General features: G+C 40.5%; 16 protein-coding genes. 3 read left to right on the forward strand and 13 right to left on the reverse strand.

Features of this window, described 5'->3' with window-relative positions; translation table 11 throughout:
- Positions 1-68: 68 nt before the first annotated feature.
- From DV942_RS04035 to DV942_RS04045, 3 genes are all read right to left on the reverse strand, one after another.
- Positions 69-1,148: a phosphotransferase enzyme family protein gene (locus DV942_RS04035; RefSeq protein WP_145855478.1), complete on the reverse strand. Its 1,080-nt coding sequence runs from the start codon at positions 1,146-1,148 to the stop codon at positions 69-71.
- A 125-nt stretch (positions 1,149-1,273) separates the two neighbouring features.
- On the reverse strand, positions 1,274-2,626 hold the full coding sequence (locus DV942_RS04040; protein WP_145855480.1) for a Gfo/Idh/MocA family protein: 1,353 nt from the start codon (positions 2,624-2,626) through the stop codon (positions 1,274-1,276).
- A 195-nt stretch (positions 2,627-2,821) separates the two neighbouring features.
- Positions 2,822-3,634 (reverse strand): phosphatase PAP2 family protein, encoded by an 813-nt coding sequence (locus tag DV942_RS04045; protein ID WP_145855482.1) that lies wholly within the window; start codon positions 3,632-3,634, stop codon positions 2,822-2,824.
- A gap of 373 nt (positions 3,635-4,007) precedes the next feature.
- On the opposite strand from DV942_RS04045, the gene DV942_RS04050 reads away from it, so the two are divergent.
- Positions 4,008-5,942 carry an LTA synthase family protein gene (locus DV942_RS04050; protein ID WP_145855484.1) on the forward strand — a complete coding sequence of 645 codons (1,935 nt, stop codon included), beginning with the start codon at positions 4,008-4,010 and terminating at the stop codon, positions 5,940-5,942.
- A 159-nt stretch (positions 5,943-6,101) separates the two neighbouring features.
- On the opposite strand, the gene DV942_RS04055 is transcribed toward DV942_RS04050, so the two are convergent.
- Both DV942_RS04055 and DV942_RS04060 read right to left on the reverse strand, forming a co-directional pair.
- A complete protein-coding gene (locus DV942_RS04055) occupies positions 6,102-6,830 on the reverse strand; it encodes a YoaK family protein (protein ID WP_145855486.1) in 729 nt (242 codons plus the stop codon).
- An 868-nt stretch (positions 6,831-7,698) separates the two neighbouring features.
- Positions 7,699-8,142, reverse strand: a complete 444-nt coding sequence (locus tag DV942_RS04060; RefSeq protein WP_145855488.1) for a response regulator — start codon at positions 8,140-8,142, stop codon at positions 7,699-7,701.
- Between the two features lie 264 nt (positions 8,143-8,406).
- On the opposite strand from DV942_RS04060, the gene DV942_RS04065 reads away from it, so the two are divergent.
- Positions 8,407-9,645, forward strand: a complete 1,239-nt coding sequence (locus DV942_RS04065; protein ID WP_145855490.1) for a site-specific integrase — start codon at positions 8,407-8,409, stop codon at positions 9,643-9,645.
- A gap of 349 nt (positions 9,646-9,994) precedes the next feature.
- On the opposite strand, the gene DV942_RS04070 is transcribed toward DV942_RS04065, so the two are convergent.
- From DV942_RS04070 to DV942_RS04100, 7 genes are all read right to left on the reverse strand, one after another.
- On the reverse strand, positions 9,995-10,522 hold the full coding sequence (locus DV942_RS04070) for a GNAT family N-acetyltransferase (protein ID WP_145855492.1): 528 nt from the start codon (positions 10,520-10,522) through the stop codon (positions 9,995-9,997).
- 14 nt (positions 10,523-10,536) lie between these two features.
- Complete coding sequence (locus DV942_RS04075) at positions 10,537-10,977, reverse strand: MarR family winged helix-turn-helix transcriptional regulator (RefSeq protein WP_145855494.1); 441 nt, start codon at positions 10,975-10,977, stop codon at positions 10,537-10,539.
- Positions 10,978-11,205: 228 nt separating this feature from the next.
- Positions 11,206-11,706, reverse strand: a complete 501-nt coding sequence (locus DV942_RS04080; RefSeq protein WP_145855497.1) for a DUF6691 family protein — start codon at positions 11,704-11,706, stop codon at positions 11,206-11,208.
- Positions 11,707-11,719: 13 nt separating this feature from the next.
- A complete protein-coding gene (locus tag DV942_RS04085; protein ID WP_145855500.1) occupies positions 11,720-12,283 on the reverse strand; it encodes a YeeE/YedE family protein in 564 nt (187 codons plus the stop codon).
- 166 nt (positions 12,284-12,449) lie between these two features.
- Positions 12,450-13,853 (reverse strand): MBL fold metallo-hydrolase, encoded by a 1,404-nt coding sequence (locus DV942_RS04090; RefSeq protein ID WP_145855504.1) that lies wholly within the window; start codon positions 13,851-13,853, stop codon positions 12,450-12,452.
- A 69-nt stretch (positions 13,854-13,922) separates the two neighbouring features.
- Entirely contained in the window at positions 13,923-14,720 is a 798-nt protein-coding gene (locus DV942_RS04095; RefSeq protein ID WP_145855506.1) for a sulfite exporter TauE/SafE family protein, read from the reverse strand.
- 60 nt (positions 14,721-14,780) lie between these two features.
- On the reverse strand, positions 14,781-15,404 hold the full coding sequence (locus DV942_RS04100; RefSeq protein WP_145855508.1) for a Crp/Fnr family transcriptional regulator: 624 nt from the start codon (positions 15,402-15,404) through the stop codon (positions 14,781-14,783).
- Positions 15,405-15,640: 236 nt separating this feature from the next.
- On the opposite strand from DV942_RS04100, the gene DV942_RS04105 reads away from it, so the two are divergent.
- Positions 15,641-16,885, forward strand: a complete 1,245-nt coding sequence (locus DV942_RS04105) for a glycoside hydrolase (RefSeq protein WP_145855510.1) — start codon at positions 15,641-15,643, stop codon at positions 16,883-16,885.
- A gap of 407 nt (positions 16,886-17,292) precedes the next feature.
- Here the strand turns inward: DV942_RS04105 and DV942_RS04110 are convergent, their stop codons facing one another.
- Positions 17,293-18,843 carry a SusD/RagB family nutrient-binding outer membrane lipoprotein gene (locus tag DV942_RS04110; RefSeq protein ID WP_145855512.1) on the reverse strand — a complete coding sequence of 517 codons (1,551 nt, stop codon included), beginning with the start codon at positions 18,841-18,843 and terminating at the stop codon, positions 17,293-17,295.
- Between the last annotated feature and the right edge of the window lie 7 nt (positions 18,844-18,850).

The raw sequence follows: 18,850 nt of genomic DNA on the forward strand, positions 1-18,850 counted from the left end.
GTAAAACGCTATAAAGCAAACCCATACATCTCAACATACCACCTCAAATTGCACCGATCATTTTAATATTATTTTAGAACTATTTCCTTATTTTGATCAATTTCGCTTATTATTTCTCCAAATTCCTGCTGTCTGGCCACGTACTTGTTTAATAAATCGATCTGATTTAAGCCCCTTACCAAATTCTGCTCAGGATAATTTGTTTTATAGTAAATATCACCGTTCAAGAAATCGGTGATGAACCTTACAGCCTGCATATAAATCATAAATTTGCCTGAATAGATAAAGAACTGTTTTTCAGCCGAAGTTAAAACCTGGTTCATTTCTTCCACGTAGCCCTTATAAATTGCAGCAAAAACATCATTTCTAATGGCGATTTTATTAAAATCGTGTTCTTCTTCATTGGCTTCTGAAAGATAGGTACGCATCATATCCCCCACATCGCTGATAAAGTATCCCGGCATTACCGTATCCAGATCAATTACACCTAAACCTACCCCCGTTTCGGACTGTAGCAAAACATTGCTTATTTTGGTATCATGATGCACCACCCGCAAATGCAGTTCACTGCTTTTTACCATTTGGGTATACTGCGCTTCTATATCGTAATACCTGATGATTTCTTCTATCGCGAAGCCTGCCTTGATCATCCTTTCACTACTGGTTTGCGCTAGCGCGTTTTTAAACTGCGTTACACGTAAGGGAAGGTTATGAAAATCTTCGATAGTAGGTTTTAATTGTTGAGCTTTGAAGGCATGAAGCATCCTGCTGAACTGACCAAACTGTTTGGCGGCTTGATAGGCTTGTTCCGGACGTTGTACAGAATCAATCGTACAGGAATGTGCTATAAAGGGAAAAAGCCTGTAAAAACGATCATTTACCACTACAAAATCATCACCGTTTGAGGCATTGATTGGGGCAACAAATAAATAATCGGGAGCGGTTTGATCCAGATATTCTTTTATCGCCCTGATATTATGGGCAATATACTCAGGCTTAGGAAAAACCGTTGTATTTACCTCTTGTAAAATATAGGCAAAACCTTCTTGGCAAACTTTCCAGGTATGGTTGATTAACCCCGAGCCGAAAGGTTCAATTTTACAGCTTTCTGCGTGAAGTCCGTAAGCACTTAAAACTGCCTGAAGCATAAGACTATTTAAATGAAAAATTATTTACAAAAACCAATGCTAAATATGCAAACAGGTTGATTATTGAGGTATGGCTGGTATACCAAAGCCAATCTGGTATACCAAAGCCAATACTACAACCGATGCTAAAAACCGCTGTCGTCTAAAGCAAAGGTATTTTTTCGGTCTTTCCATTTTCCTTTGGTAAAATCAGGGAATTTCTGCGGCATATTACCCTCTTTTAACGATTTTGTAGAAAGTGGGCTAATCACACTCATAGTTACTGAATCGTATACATCAATAGGTGTTTGTTTTTTCTGTTTTACTGCCTGGATAAATGCATTGAATACAAACCAATCCATGCCGCCGTGACCTGCGCCAACGGCTTCTGCTTCGTATTTTTTCCACAGCGGATGATCGTACCTGGCAAACCATTCCTGGGCGGGGTCCCATACGTCGTCTTTTTTTGATTTATGATCAATATAAACCGATTTGTTAACATCCATCCAAATCCCTTTGGTCCCCTGCACCCTGAAACCGAGCGAATACGGACGGGGCAAGTGTGTATCATGACTCAACAAAACGGTTTCTCCATTTGCACAATTGATCATGGTAGTGGTTACATCGCCGTTTTTATAATTGATTTTGGCATTGGCATGGCCGGGCGACATTTCTTCTACGTAAGCGGCCAATCCCCTGGCTTTAGAACTGAACGATACTAAACTGGTAAAGCGATTTCCTCTGTTAATATTGGCATATTGCATGATAGGACCCGCTCCATGGGTTGGATATAAATCGCCATCCTGATCGATATTAAACTGCGTACGCCATTGTGCCTCGCTCAACGCTTTTGGCCCAAACTCTACCCCACCGCCATAATAATCCTTACCATTATTAAATAGTACGTTTCTTAAATTATGCTGATAACCACCCTCCAGGTGTAACAGTTCGCCAAAAAGCCCCTGCCTAACCATATTTAAAGCCGCCATTACATCTCGGCGATAGCAAACGTTTTCCAAAGTCATGTAAGGCATGCCTGTTTTTTCAGAGGTATTTACAATATCCCAATGATCTTCTACCGTTAAACCGGCAATTACTTCACAGCCTACATATTTACCTGCTTTCATGGCATCAACCGACTGATCGCGGTGGAACTGCCAGGGTGTTGCAATAATTACGGCATCAATATCTTTACGGTCTAAAAGTTTTTTATAAGCGTCTAAGCCTCCGGTATATTCTGTTGCCGCAGGCCTGCCCTTTTTAGCTATGAAATTTCGACAGATTTTAAGTGAACTTTCCTGCGTATCACAAATGGCAACAATTTCAACATCATCTCTCAGGGCGCCTTCAGAAATATGGCTCATCCCACGTGCCCCTACCCCGATATAACCTAATCTTACTTTTGCACTGTCTGATGATGCGAATAAACTTCCGGTTGGCAGGATGGTTAAGCCCGCAGCCGTAAATGCGCCATTTTTGATAAATTCTCTACGTTCCATTGGTGTTTTTATTTATGGTTTAGGTTTAAATTGAACTGATCGATTAAGCAAACTCCTCTAACAGGTGTGCAAGTGTTTTTCCCAATGCTGATCAGTATTTGTTAAAAGTAAGACAAGCTCCTGAGGATTACAAGGCCAATAACAACGCAAACGATTGACTAATTTTGATTTGGGCAGATTTATTACCTGATGGCATCAAAATCTGCCCGAAAGCATTAAACCCGTACTCCCCTGTTGATGAAAGGGCATGAAAGTAAAATTTCCTTCTTTTTTGGTGGTAAAAAGTCTTTTCATATAAGGATACACCAAATACGATATCTTGGTAGCAGCAATCCCGAATCCGGCGCCAGCAACCACATCGCTAAACCAATGTTTATTGTTATACATCCTTAATGTTCCGGTGGCCGTGGCTACAAAATAACCTGCATAACCAATCCATGGGTTAACATCTTTATATTCCTGGTGCAGAAATTCTGCCGCCATAAATGCAGAAGCCGTATGCCCTGAAGGAAAAGAGTTGAACCCCGATCCGTCAGGCCTTTCTCTACCAACGCCCTGTTTCACAAAATGGGTAGAAACGCCCATAATAGCAGCAGAGGTTACATATAACATGGAAGCATCAAATAAATTATGTTTACCTTTTATCCCTGATAAATTTAACGCATAAACCGCAGCAGCAGGCGCAAACTGCATATAATCATCAACATGTGCCGCAAATAACGGATGATCTTCCTGTAATTCGGCCCTGGTACTTACATCGAGTTGTTTTAATGGACCATGATCATAAACGGCCGCGAAACCATAGCCAGCAAATAAAACAGGTACAACAAACGCTGCCGGCATAAATTTTTTCTTAGGTACGGGATTACCGGCATACCATCGTCCTACCGAATCTGCAGGAACAATACTAAGCGAATCTATACTTTGAATAGGCTGAATATTGGATATCGCATAGGCCTGAGCTAAACCACTTATCATCAATAACGTTATTAAAAAACTTTTCATCATTTAACTTTTAACCAAAACTATAACCGAATTATGGAGAAATTCTGAAGTAACGATGAAAGGACTTTTTTGGGGTCAGATATTTTCAGTTGTAGCGCATCCGCCAATCATGGTAGTGAAGCCCAGATCAAAGATCATTAATGTAAATGTTCTTTTGGATTTAACCTGATCCTTTTCGATTGTGTGATATAAAAGTGAGCCTTCCACATCAAAAATTAACTGATTATGAAAACAAGCGCAACAAATTATTAAATAAATTACTTTAATAATATCTTTAACCTGACCAAACCTTCAGGATTTCTTCAGAATTGGAAAGTATCTTGGCCAGATTATTAAAATTTGCCGGGTAACTCCTGTTTTGGATCCACCGTTAATTATGAGCATTAAAGAAAAAACAAATAAGCTGTTACAGCACAGATTCGGACCAGTCTTTCTAGTTACTGCGTTATTATGCAGCATTTCGTTCCTCACCAGAATCGCCTTATTGATTTATAGTGCATCTGCTGTTGACTGGTCTATACTTAATCTCCTTAAAATTCTGTTCATTGGCTTATTTTACGACCTTGCAGCGGCATCATTCGCCATCATTCCGATCGTCATTTACCTTTGGATACTGCCTTCTAAATGGTATTCCGGCAAATTCAACCGGTCATTATTGTTTATTTACTTTTTCTTTGTGGTTTTCACACTTATTTTCAATGCCATTTCAGAATGGTTCTTTTGGGAAGAGTTTTCGGTCCGCTACAATTTTATAGCGGTAGATTACCTGGTTTACACTACAGAAGTAATTGGAAATATCCGCCAATCGTACCCGATAAACAGCATTATGGTAGGTTTGGTTGTGGTTGCCTTATTGGTTGTTTACGGGTTGAGGAAACCAATAACTGCCTCAACCTATCATAAAACAGGTTTTGCCAAACGCAGCGCAACAGCCCTGGTTTTGCTGTGTTTACCGGTACTCACCTATTTTGGTGTAAGCCATAAATTGAAATACCTGAGCAAGAACCAGTATGTAAATGAACTTTCGGGCAATGGGATGTATGATTTTGGATTTGCTTTTTGGAATAATCAGCTAGATTTTAATACGTTCTATAAAACGCTGCCGCTCAAAAAAGCAGAAAGCATTTTGCGCAATTTACTTCAGCAAGACTCAACTGTAGGAGGAGAATTTAAAAATACTTCCAGAGCCATTAGCGGCACCGGTACTGAAAATAAAATGAATGTGGTATTAATCAGTGTAGAGAGCTTGAGTGCTGAGTTCTTGGGTGCATTTGGCAATACACAGCATATTACGCCACAACTTGATTCACTTGCCAAAGAGGGTTTGCTTTTTAGCGATCTTTATGCATCAGGCACGCGCACGGTACGCGGCTTAGAGGCCCTTTCGCTTTGTATTCCACCTACACCGGGCCAATCCATAGTAAAGCGCCCTGATAATAAAAACCTGTTTACCTTAGGTAATATATTTCGTTCTAAAGGCTACAACAGCAGGTTTATTTATGGGGGTTACGGGTATTTTGATAACATGAACGAGTTTTTTTCCAATAATGGCTACCAGGTAACGGATAGAAGTGCTCTTCAGGATTCAGAAATCCATTACTCAAACATCTGGGGGGTAGCCGATGAAGATTTGTTTACGCTTTCGTTACGTGAACTGGATCACGACTATCAAAATAAAAAACCTTTTTTCGCGCATATTATGACGGTTTCTAACCACCGTCCCTACACTTACCCTGAAGGCAGGATCGATATTCCATCGCACACCGGCAGAGAAGGTGCAGTTAAATATACTGATTATGCTATAGGTAAGTTTATACGCGAAGCAAAACAGAAACCCTGGTTTTCTAATACCTTATTCGTTATTGTTGCCGACCATTGTGCATCAAGTGCGGGCAAAGTAGAGTTACCGGTTGATAAATACCATATTCCAATGATCTTTTACAGTCCAGGACATATCGCGCCAGGCAAATTCGAAAAACTTACCGCACAGATTGATATTGGCCCTACTATTCTGGGTTATCTGAATTTCAGTTACACCAGTAAGTTTTTTGGCCAGGATGTGTTTAAAATGAAGGATAGTGATGAACGGGCTTTTATCAGCACCTACCAGAGTTTGGGCTATATCAAAAACAAAACCCTGGTTATTTTAAATCCGCAAAAAAAGGTGGCTACCTACAGGCCCGACTTTACCAATGGCGGTGCTGTAGCCATACCGGCAAACCCGAGATTGATTGATGAAGCGATATCCAATTATCAAATGGCATCGTACCTATACCAAAATGGTTTGTACGGCTTTGAAGCTAAAAAGTAGCATTAATCACGTGTTCATCAGTATCGGCTGGCTGATCTTGAATGGGGTTAATGCGATATCATTGCCACTTGAGGGGCGCACTTTGGGAACGATTGATAGCAGATCAAAACCTGGAATACCAGGTTTTAGTTGATGAAGCTGGTTACCTGGAGAGCCGGTTTAGCTTTTGTGCAGCTGGTGAACAATTGCCCTTTTAATTCGTATGCGGAAGTAATCGTAAAACAACGCGACCAATAGAAATCCTACCGGAACAAAAAAAGCGTGAAAACCAATATGCAGGTAGGCAACTCCTCCTATCACCCCTCCTGTTAAGAAAGAAACGATAATCACCAGTTTAAGCAATATGCGGCTTTTCAATACATTGTTCAGATTTTTTCGCGACAATACAGCAACAGACAGGTCGATGCCTAAATCTGTAAACATACCAGTGAGATGCGTAGTACGAACAACAGCGCCCGACACCACGGAAACAAGCGCATTTTGCATACCCATGGCAAGCAGGAGGCTGCCAGCCAAATATTCCGTTTCAGACAGTGAATGGTTATAGCTGCCACCAGCCAGTGCCACGAATAGCATAACTGCAATGATAAATAATATGGGTACCGTATAAGCAAATGGACGGTTACGGCCGATCCGTCCGATATACCAACTGGAAGCAAATGCACCAAAAAGAAAAAGGGTGAGCCAGAGTGTTACCACCCCTGCAGCACGCAGATCCATTTTAGCCAGGTTTACAGCCAGTAATGCGGCATGACCAGTTACGTTAGTGGTTAACACGGCAAAAGCAATAAAACCGGCAGCATTAACAAAACCTGCATTAAGGCATAACAAAACGGCCAAACGTAAGTTATGGCTGAAACTTCTTTTTTCACCGAGGTGTCTTAACATCCTGTAAAAATTGAAAAAAATGTGGCAGATATTATGCTGAAATTCAATTTGCTATGCAAGATTGAAATTAGCAGCCGTAATAGAAAATCAATATGGTAAAAAATCTGTAATTATTATACAGGCTTTGATTTTAATGATCTGTTTTTTCGAATAAATGAGCAATAATTGTTAGTGCCTGCCGGAACAGGTGACTTTAAAAACCGGCTAAAGTTTTATTTTGACTTTTGAGCAAAACATACATTCCCGGAATTTAAAACGTTACCGGAAGGTATTGATGGTATTCCCCGAACGAATTTTCGGGGAAAGGCTGCACATGGCCTGATGTATTAAATGTACCTGAAGAGAATTGAGAAGGTTGATACTATTTTAAAGCATCTGCCATTTATCCATATCGCTCACATTCAGCAATTTATACATCTAAAGCAATAATATCAGATTGTCGCCTTATGCAGCTTAGCCACTAAAATCTTTATCGAAAGAATACAAAGGGTATGCATTACAGGTAGATTCCGATATACCAGGTATTATCTGGCATTTTTCATGACACTGAATTTCCGGAGACAGTGCAGGCAGATGAACCGGGCCTTGATAAACGGGAGGAACAGTTTTACGGCAGCGGGTCGATGTGTTCTTTCGCATTCGCCCGTTTTTTTACACCAGGGGCATTTTAAATTTTGATTTTTGATATGCATATGACTTAGAAGATATATTTAGCGATCAAATAGATTAAAAACCGGAACCAAATAAGGGCACTTAGCCAAACACCTCCCCATACGATTATTTTTTTTATATCCATGCTCTTTTTATTTTTTAACATCAGAGATTCTCAAGGATCGATTTTAACCTTGAATCGGAACTTAACCCCGCATCATTTAAAACATTTGCGTTGGTAAAAGCTGTTTGATTGTGGTGTAGATATGCCTGTTTGATGACGGAAATCCCAGAATATTTGTTCGGCATGTTTCTTAGCATACACCTTCCGGACCCCATTTTCGAGCATGCACACAATCTCTCCGGGATCTTCACTTGCGGTGCAACCGAACAGAATAATAGAAGGATAACGTTCCCTAAGTTGTCTGGCAGATTCAATGCCGTCCATCACAGGCATATGAAGATCGAGAATACATAGCTGAGGAAGACACTCTAATTGACCCAGTCCATCTAAAAGATCTGCACCGTTAAGTGCTGAAAACACCAGATCAAACCCGCCAACCCGCTTCGCAAAAGCATCAATAAAAAAATGCTGAATTTCAGAATCGTCCGCTATGGCGAACCTTATTTTTGCTAAATTGCTAACTGGTCTATGTTCCATTTTTGAAGCGTATAATCTTAGTCTTTTCCAGACTAGTATTAATATTTTTACAATTGGTTACCAGCTTGTTTAAATGGAAAAAAGCACCACCAGGATGCTTTTTTTGAAATGAAACATTTTTGTTGAAAAAACCTGTTTTATTTAAAACAGAGGGTTTTAGCTTTTGTTTAGTTTAACTTTTTTTTATATTTGCGTATCAAACAGTAGTCTGGAAAAGACCAATTTTCTTACTAATTTGCTTGAAAATTAGCAACATATCTTTCCATGATCACCATCTCGTTTAATTTATTGGATAAACCCAACTCAAGCGTTGTGCTTTTGGAGCTACATAATTCCATCGGACAATTGCATCAGTTACAAACTCCCTTCCGTATTGCTAAAGAATTGTGGGACCAGCAGCAGCAGCGACCTCATAATATTTACCTGAAGCGCTGTAAAAAGCTTAATCATGGCCTGAACAGGTTACGCATTAAAATAGCCGGCTACCTGGAGTCGATATCCTGGAATTTCGATAAAATCTCCCTCAGAGTGCTTTCAAAGAACATCCGCGAAGCTGCGAAAACGGAAAATGCCAGATGCCCCGAAGAAAGCCTGTTGTGGCATATGGAAAACTATATCGCTGCCAGATCACACCTGATCTGTAAATCTACGCACAGGCGATATTTAGTCTTTTACAACCTGCTAGAGCGTTTTGAAGGCCACCTGATGCGGCACCTGATGATCAGTGAGGTTAACGGATCTTTTGTTAAGGAGTTTCTTAACTACTGCAAACGCGAGGCTTTTGCCACCAGTACAACATACCGTACCGTAAATTTTATTAAAACTGTACTTAATCACCTTGAAAAACGTGGAATACGCACCTTTGCATATGAACTGGAACTGCCAAAGGAGCGAAAGCAAAGGCCTTTTGTAACCCTTACCGAAGATGAACTCGTCAAAATCAAACGAATGGAACTGCCAAAAAACTTACAAGCGGCAAGAGACTGGCTGATCATCAGCTGCTATACGGGCCAAAGGGTATCGGATTTTATGGAGTTTAGCACTTCCAAAATACAGGACGTGGAGGGCATGGAATGTATATCTTTTGTACAAAAGAAGACGTTGCGCAATGTGATACTTCCTCTTCATCCAGCGGTACAGGTTATCAAGCTGAACAACAATGGTAACTTCCCGCAAAAGATTTCCCCTGAAAAATATAACCAGCAGATCAAAGAGATCGTTCGTCAGGCGGGTTTCGATACACAGATCAGCATTGGTAAAAGAACAGGTTTCAGGGTTATTACGGGCATGATCCCTAAATGGAAAGCCGTTACCAGCCACATCGGCCGACGGAGCTTTGCAACTAATTTTTACGGCAAAATACCCACTTCTTTGTTAATGGAAGCAACCGGGCACAGTTCCGAACAGATGTTCCAACGCTATATCAACCGCATTGATACCGGGCGCATATCTTCACTACGACTATATTTCGAAGAAGCTTACAAAAATAAGTTTCAGGATTAGAGAAGGCTACCTTTTTCAATTGTTACTGATTGTCCTTAATCATGGAGATTGGATGAAATTCAATGTTTGAGGTAAAACAAAACCAGCAGGCGTAGGACTTTAAACTTCGTTCATTGCGGGCCTTGCGGCAAATTTATCGTTTAAAATTAATATGTTGTCGGCCCGGAAGCATCGGTCCATCTGTTTATTCGTTCCAAATTATCGCCCCGAAAAAGGTTCCGTTTTCTGCTCAAGCATCGCGATACAGATTTTGGTTTCTTATTCCACAAATCTTTTGAGCCAAATGTATTGATCAACCTCAGGTGATGCGTAGCTTCGGGCATTACAGGAAAATCCTTTCATGCTTAAATCAGATATTTTTAATCATACCTACCAGCTCCAGTTTTTCGCCATCCAATAGCGGCTCAACAATCTGCTCCATTTCTTTAAAGCCCATTGCTTTATAAAGCGGTACACCTGGTAGTGTGGCTCCGAGTGTCAGACTGGAAAATCCGTGTTTTTTAGCTTCGTTCTCGCAAAGTTCTATGATTTTACGGCCAATTCCTCTTCTTGCATAATCCGGGTGAACAAAAAAAGCCCTGATTCTGGCAGGCTCCTTTGTAGGATCGAGCAAAGTATCGTGCAGTTCTTTGTGCTGATCGCCCCCATACAAAGTTTTTCGCCTGCTCCAGCCACCGCAGCCGGCAATAGTTCCATCTAACTCAACAACATAATAGCTTCCATCGTCAATCAGTTGGGTATCTATCCCAAAGATATATTTAAGGGCGCTGTCAATCTGGCTTGTGGTGTAATAATCTTTGCTCAAACCCCGCACGGAATTGTCTAAAAGTTTTTTCAGTTCCGGAATGTCTTGAAATGTGGCTGGCCGTATGGTCATCTGTTCAAGTATTTTTAGTCTTTGATAATGTCCTGTTCACTTTTCTGGCCCACAGATTTTTGATCAAGAATTTCGATTATCGAATTCATATGCAGGGCAAGTTGTTTGCGCTCTGTGGCTGATAAATTTTTCAACAATGCATCAAGTTGTTGGTCTGCCAGTTCGTTTAAAGCATTTAAATCCCTCATTCCTTTATCAGTTAAACATATCCGACTTGCCCTGGAGTCTTTTTCTGATTTCGATTTAATGATCAGTTTATTTTTTTCAAACTTGTTTAATACCCGGCTTAAATAACTCTTATCAATTCGCATGGCATCAATAATTTCTGAGGCATTTTTTTTACCCAGCGATATTTCAAATAATATCCTTGCCTCCGTTAAGCTATATTGCGTTTCAAGATAGTCCTTATCCAACACTCCTATCAGATTGGTGTAGTAACGGTTAAAGGCACGCATACTGCTTATTATTGTTGATTTATCCACTCCTTTAATATATGATTGTAAAAGCTTGATGCTAACCTAATAAAATAGTTGACTAAGTCAACTATTTTCGGGAAAAATATTGAAGGTTTTAATAAAATTGAAAATACAATTCCATTGGTTGCTGTGCCAGTAAAGTTTGGGCAGTAAAAATCTCTATCCCTATTGCTAACCACATTTTTATTGGCAACCTGCTTTCCATATTTAATGAGGAAGTTTATCTCTGAAATGTCCGTAAACCCAGGTGCCTGCAATCGCACTTAAAAGTGTAACGCTAATAACAGTTGCACCAGCTCCGATTTGTGCAAACAACGGACCCGGACAGGCTCCTGTAATGGCCCAGCCGAAGCCAAAAATCAAACCCCCATAAATCTGACCTTTATTGAATGTTTTGGGCGCAATGGTAATTGGTTCGCCGGAAATGGTTCTGATATTGAACTTCTTGATCAGCCAGATGGAAACCATGCCTACTAGAATGGCGCTACCAATTATTCCGTACATGTGAAACGACTGTAGCCGAAACATTTCCTGTATTCGAAACCAGCTAACCACTTCTGATTTTACGAATATGATGCCGAAGAAAATCCCGATAATCAGGTATTTTAAATTGTGACGCCAGTTTTGCTGCAAAGGACTCTTATTTACACATATTTTATCAGACTCAAAAGGTTTTAATTCCCTTTCGGTATTGCTACGATTTTGCATTTTTTTTACGGTTTTAGAGTGATAGAATAAGAGGTAAAATAAAATTAGCCATAATGAAACCGCCAACCATAAAACAGATGGTAGCAATCAATGATGGCAATTGTAGGTTGGATAAGCCCATAATGGCATGTCCGCTTGTACAACCACCCGCGTACCTTGTTCCAAAACCAACCAAAAAACCGCCAATTATCATGAATATAAAACCTTTCAGGGTAAGCAGCGAGTGCCAGTTAAAGATATCTTCAGGTACCAGATTATTGTAGTGTGTTATGCCGTAACCTGTAAGTTCGGTAGCCAGTTTCGGATTGACTTCAACAGGATTAGGATTACCCAAAAGGTTAACAGCTATTGCTCCGCCCAGAAAAATACCGAAAACAAAAAATAAATTCCACATTTCTTTTTTCCAATCGTATTTGAAAAAGGGAATATTGGACGGTATACACATCGCACAAAGGTGCCGTAGTGATGAACTGATGCCGAATGATTTATTTCCGACAATCAACAATGCAGGAACGGTTAAACCAATTAACGGACCCGCTACATACCATGCCCAGGGATGTTTTATAAATTCTATCATTTTTTAAATTATTAATTATTAACCTGAATTCGGTAATTATTTGTTAAAAATAGTGCTTTAAAGCGATTGATTTCGATCTAGTCGTTATGCTGATCCGATTGCTATCGGATCAGCATAACGACTCTGAATTAAAAATATTTTACAGTGGCCATTTAAAGCTGAATTATTAATCGGATTCAGAGGCAATTGTTTTACCTTCAGAAGCCAGCCAGGCATTCATACCTCCCGAAAAATTCTTCACATTTTTGAAACCATTTCCTGCGAGTATAGAATAAGCTATTGCCGAACGGTCTCCCCCCTGACAGTGAATAATTACTTGTTTATCTTTACTGATTTGATCCAGATGATCGGGAAGGGTTCCCACAAAAACATGATTCGCCCCTTCAATATGGCCGGCCTCATATTCGCTCACACCCCGTACATCTATAATCTGAACATCTTCATTGTTGATGTATGTTTTAAACTCGTTAATGGAGATCACATCAGCAGCCTGCAGCGCAATCCCCAAATCGTCCACATCCGAAATGTAACCGTGAACGTTATCCAGACCAATACGCATTAATTTTCGGGTCAGGTCTTCTATTTGGTAATCATCACAAACCAATACAAACTGTTCCTGATAATTAAGCAGCCAACCCGCCCACGTTGAAAAAGAATTATTGCCCTGAATGTTCAGGCTGCCCGGAATAAAACCTTTGGCAAAATTTATCTTATCTCTTGCATCTATAACTTTCAATCCGTTGCGATAAGCTTTTAAGAACGCTGAACCGGATAGTTTCTGATGTTTGGGTACTTCTATCAATAATGGACGATTAACCTTATTCAAATGTTTCATCATCGCAAAATATTTAGGCGGTTCTGGCTGGCCTGCTAACAGAAGATCTGTAAATGCTTTTTCGTCATCATCATGTTGAAATGCCCAGTTGCGGATTTTCTCGTAACCTACGGTTGAACTGTGTACTGCGCCCAAAGCCTTTCCGCATGCCGAACCTGCTCCATGAGCGGACCAAACCTGTAGATATTCGGGCAATGCAGCAAACTTTTTCAACGACTGGAACATTTGTTTAGCGCCTGCTTCTTTTGTGCCGATCAGCCCTGCTGCTTTTTCCAGCAAATCAGGACGGCCAATATCGCCTACAAATACAAAATCACCTGTAAATACCATCACCGGTTTGTCGGTTGCCGGATGGTCAGTCAGCAAAAAACTAATGCTTTCGGGGGTATGGCCGGGCGTATGCAAAACCGCTAAAGTCAGATTCCCTACCCTGATCAGATCGCCATCTTTGAGCCCGATATGCGGAAACTGGTACTGCCAGTCCTCTCCTCCCTCATCAGAAAGATACATGCCTGCCCCTGTAACGGCACTCAGTTCTCTTGAGCCACAAAGAAAATCTGCGTGTATGTGGGTTTCGGCGATATGTGTAATACGAAGATTATTCTGGCTGGCAATTTCCAGGTACACATCTATATCTCTTTTAGCATCTATCACGATGGCTTCGCCCGTAGCCTGACAGCCTATTACATAACTGCCTTGCGCTAAACTTTTATCAAATACGTGTTGAAAAAACATAATACTTATTTTTAATGATTAATTATTTTGTTACCTAATGATCTGATTGACCTTTTATTGAGCTACCCATTATTTTAACCATGTTTCTTTGATGATGATATAAATGCCCATTACCAGCACAAACCAACCGAAAGCGGGTTTGAGCTTTTTACCTTCAATTTTTGCAGATAGAAAACTGCCGATCAGAATACCGGCAATGGCGATAAAAGTTATGGTTAACAAGAAATGCCAATGAACAGCGGTGTGGGCAAGTGAAAATACAAAACCTACCAAAGAATTTGTGGAAATGATCAGGAGTGACGTTCCAACAGCTGCTTTCATAGGAAGTTTCAGCAAATTAGCCAATACAGGAATAATTAAAAAGCCACCACCTGCACCGATAAAACCTGTAATTATACCTACAAGAATACCTATTGAAAAAACTAAAGGATAGTTAAACTTCTGTTTCTGCAGTGTATCCTCACCTGCTTGTCGGCCTTTTTTAATCATGCTGTATGAAGCGACAACCATCAGTACGGCAAAAATCAACATCAAAAAAATACTTTTGGTGAGGGTAAAACTTCCGGCACTAAAAATTTGGGCGGGAATAACCGGCATGATATAGGCTCGTGTAAGAAAAACAGAAATGATAGATGGAACACCAAACACGGCTGCCATTTTTATATTGACCAACCCCTTTTTAAAATAGGAAAAGGAGCCCATTACACTTGTTGTGCCTACAATGAAAAGTGAATAAGTGGTTGCCAGAGCAGCATCAACACCAAACAAATAAACTAAAACAGGAACGGTAAGAATACTTCCGCCGCCCCCGATTAAACCTAAGGAGATACCGATGAAAATTGAAGCGATGTAACCTGCTATATACATTGTTTTGGGGATTGATACAGCAAAGTTGCACCAACTCAAAAACAAATACAGCTACTTTAGTTACATAAGGGATATTTTATTCCTCCCCAGCTGAACAATCCCATCTTCTTCCAGTTGTTTCAATAGTCTGGAAACCACCACACGGGCCGTACCCAGTTCATTGGCTAATTGTTCATGGGTAATCTGAATGGTTTTAGATGATGTAAGCTCAGCTTTCTTTTTAAGCAAATTCAATAAACGTTCATCTACTTTTTTAAAGGAGATGGCATTCACAATTTCCAATAGTTCTTCAAAACGTTTGTGATATAAACGAAAGATGTAATCCAGCCATTGTGGATATTCTTTGATGAAGAGCGAAACTTTGTCGATCGGCAAAAAAAGAATTTCCGCGTATTCTTCTACCTCTGCCTTCACTTTGCTGGTTTCGTTGTGCAAGCCACCCAAAAAGGACATAATGCAGCTTTCGCCCGCTTTGATGTAATACAATAAAAGTTCCCGGCCATCTTCTTCTGTTCTGATTACTTTCATTGTCCCTTTGGTCACAATCGGAATAGAACGGATATGGGCATTATCATTTACAATAATGCTGCCGGCCTGATAGGTTTTGAGTATGCTATGCTGATATAGTTTTTCAACAAGTTCGGGCGAAGACTTAAATTCTGTTATTTGTTCCAGACCATCCATTTTGTAAAACTACGATTTTGGTTCGTAGCGGCATTGTCATATTGTAACTAGCAAATTAATTATTGCATAATCCCAATTTACACATATCCAATATCATTTTTTATGCTGCAGGCAGATTTTTATTCAACATTTATAGCTCAATTATAAACATCCGTTACATTTCCGGCTCCTTAATTCAGTTAAATTAGTTCTGGTGGTAAACACCACATAACCAAATATTTAAATTACACATCACCATGAAAAAAAATCTATTTAAAGTAGCTATTGCAATGCTATTGCTGGCTGGCTGTGCTAAAAACCAGACCGAGCCTGAATTCAGTTCTGAAATGATTGCCAAGAAAGCACAAACGGCCAATGCTGATCTTTTAGCAACTGCAACAATTGACGCGGGTACGATACAACAAACGATCAAGGGTTTTGGCGGAGCAAATATTGTGGCCTGGACCGGCGACCTGACGAGCGCCCAAAGAAATACCGCATTCTCGCCTGCAAGTGGCATCGGACTCAGCATAGTCCGGGTTCGGGTTCCTAATTCCAGTTCAGAATTTGCTGCTGAAAAAGCAACCATAGATGCCTGCAAGTCGTTCGGTGGCTCAGCAATTGCCTCCGCCTGGTCAGCGCCTGCATCGATGAAGACCAATGGGAGTATTGTAGGTGGCAAAATAAAAACCACATCTTACGCAAATTATGCTGCACATTTAAGTGCATTTAATACGGCTGTAGGCGGGCTTGCGGCCATTAGTCCTACAAATGAACCAGATTACAAAGTTAATTATGAATCTATGGAACTTACTGCTTCGGAAGTAGCAGACTTTGTTGCTGCTCAGGGAAGCAATTGTGGTGCTACGATTATGGCGCCTGAACCTTTCCAGATGAACCAAACCTACATCAACACTTACCTTAGCAATGCCACAGCGAAATCTAAAACAAGCTTCGTTTGCGGACATATATATGGTAAGACCCCTTATAACCTGGGCAACATTGGCAAACCGGTATGGATGACAGAACACTATACTAACTCCAGTATCAGTGGAGATGACTGGTCAAATGCCATGACCGCTGCCAAGGAAATACACGACTGTATGAATTCGGGATGGAGTGCCTATGTTTGGTGGTACATCAGAAGAAGTTACGGCCCAATCAGTGAAAGCGGGAATATTCAAAAAGTTGGTTACGTTATGGCTCAATACGCCAGATATGTACGCCCGGGTTTTAATAAAATAGCCTGTTCAGAAAATCCTTCAACAGGTGTATATGTTACTGCATATAAAAGCGGAACAAAATTAGTTGTTGTGATCATCAACCAAAATGCAGCGACCACTTATCAAAGCTTTAATTTCAGTGGCATAACCGTTTCTGGTTTCAACCGGTATTTTACAACCAGTTCAGCTAACCTTAGTACAAACAGTTTCGCTGTAACCGGTAGTAGTTTTGGAATTAATCTCGCTCCTTCCAGTGTAACGACATTAGTTTCTTACTAACACTTATACAAAAAAGCCTGTCTCAAAATAACAAATCATTTCTGAGGCAGGCTCTTGCTGTTTTGCATATCTTTTTAAACACAGCGAAATACGGTCCTTTTCATCGCAATTATTTGTTTTAAGTATCAATAACTGCCGAATTTCCCTGCTTTACAATGGCCAGTTTTTTGAAGGATGTCAATTAAATTTCCTCTTTTAAAATTGATCATATATACAGATTGTGTATATAGGAATCAGTTATCGCTTAAGTTAATGTAGTTTAAAGCCACAAGCATTCCCACAAAATCAGTTGTATCTTCATTATTTAACCGGGTACCACAACCCTCCAAAAACGAAAATCGATCCTGCAAACTGGTTACAGGATCGATTTTGCTATGTAGCTTATGAAAAAGCAACCCAGACAATTTCTATTTATCCCAAAATATGCGTGTGTCCATATTATCTGGTCCGCCATTGTCTGCAACGGCTGCCTGGTAATTGGTTAAGTTGGCAGAAAGCTCAAGCGTTGGGTAAACAAAACGGCGGACAAAACCTCCGGTTATGCTTTGCCCCGGGATGGTATTGGGTGATAAGGCCGGAAAACCACTTCTCCTGAAGTTGGCAAATGCTTCGGCCCCATTGCCCCATGAAGCTATCCAATATTGCGTATTGATGAGGTTGAGTGCATTTGCCTGATTATAAGCATTAATGGGATGATTAATAAATGCATTTTGCGTAGCCAGGGGGATAATTGCCGCCGGGTTGTAGGTTGTCCATTGGTCCATTGCACCCCGTATGCCATTGGCATAATACACATCGGCTGTACTGCCACCGGTTATCCAGCCTCTGAAAGCAGCCTCTGCCAAAAGGAATTGCGTTTGCGCGTAGGTAATAAAAAATTGCGGAGCAGTTAAACTACCAAAAATACTATAATTAACCTGCGAATAATTAAAGCCCGATCCGTTGGCACCTCTAAATCCAGGCGCGGTTGGTAAAGTTGCACTGCTATATCCTATCGGCAATCCGAACTGGTTTGCCGATGTGGTATCCGGCACGGTGGTAGGCGCAGCCAATGGATTTGCATATTTACCGGCTATAAACTTCAATCTTGGATCACCACTGTTTTTTAGCTGATCTACAAATGGAGCCGCCAAATAATAGGTATTCGCTATCGCAGTAATGCTCTGGCTTACCGGATTTACATAAGTGGTATTGTATTTCAGATAACAGTTGTCGGCATTTGAGGTCATTACACCACCCGCTACCGCGGCCTGTACAATCGTTTGCGCTTTTCCCGGATCTATTTTACTATACCGCATGCCCAGGCGAAGTAACAAAGAGTAACCCAATTTTTTCCATTGGGCGATGTTCCCACCATAAAATACATCAGCCTTAACAATATCCTTTGCAGGGTCGAGTGCTGCAGTTGCCTCCGTAACTTCCTTAATCAGATCAGTATAAATCGCTGCCTGATTATCGTATTTAGGGGTAAGCACATTTGATAAATAGGCTTGTCCGGCTTCGCTATAAGGTACATTTCCGTAGGTATCTACCAACATCATAAATTGATACGCTTTCCAGATCCTCGCTTCGTTATATAAATTTGTTCTTGCGGCATTTCCTTTAAGCTGGCTCAATATCTGAACAAGTAATTGAACAGGGCCTGAAGAACTTGTTGCGCCCGTATTTGTACCGGTGTATTCTGCATTCCATTTTTGCACCGTATAGGTTTGGTTTACCTGGTTAAAATTAAATGCTGAGGTGATTCCTGAAAACGGATTTACAAATTGCTGCACAATGGTTGGTTCAGTTTCCAGAGTGGCCCCATGTGTTCCGAATTGTGCGCTTGTAAATAAAAATGATGCGTCGAGTTCTGTTGGATTATTTGGATTGATATTCAGTTTATCAAAGCCTTTGTTGCAACCGGAAATTATCGAAACAACGGTGATGATGGCTATAATTCTAATTAAATTTTTCATGTTTTAT

It is taken from the genome of Pedobacter suwonensis, assembly GCF_007833675.1.
GTDB classification, from domain to species: Bacteria; Bacteroidota; Bacteroidia; order Sphingobacteriales; family Sphingobacteriaceae; genus Pedobacter; species Pedobacter suwonensis.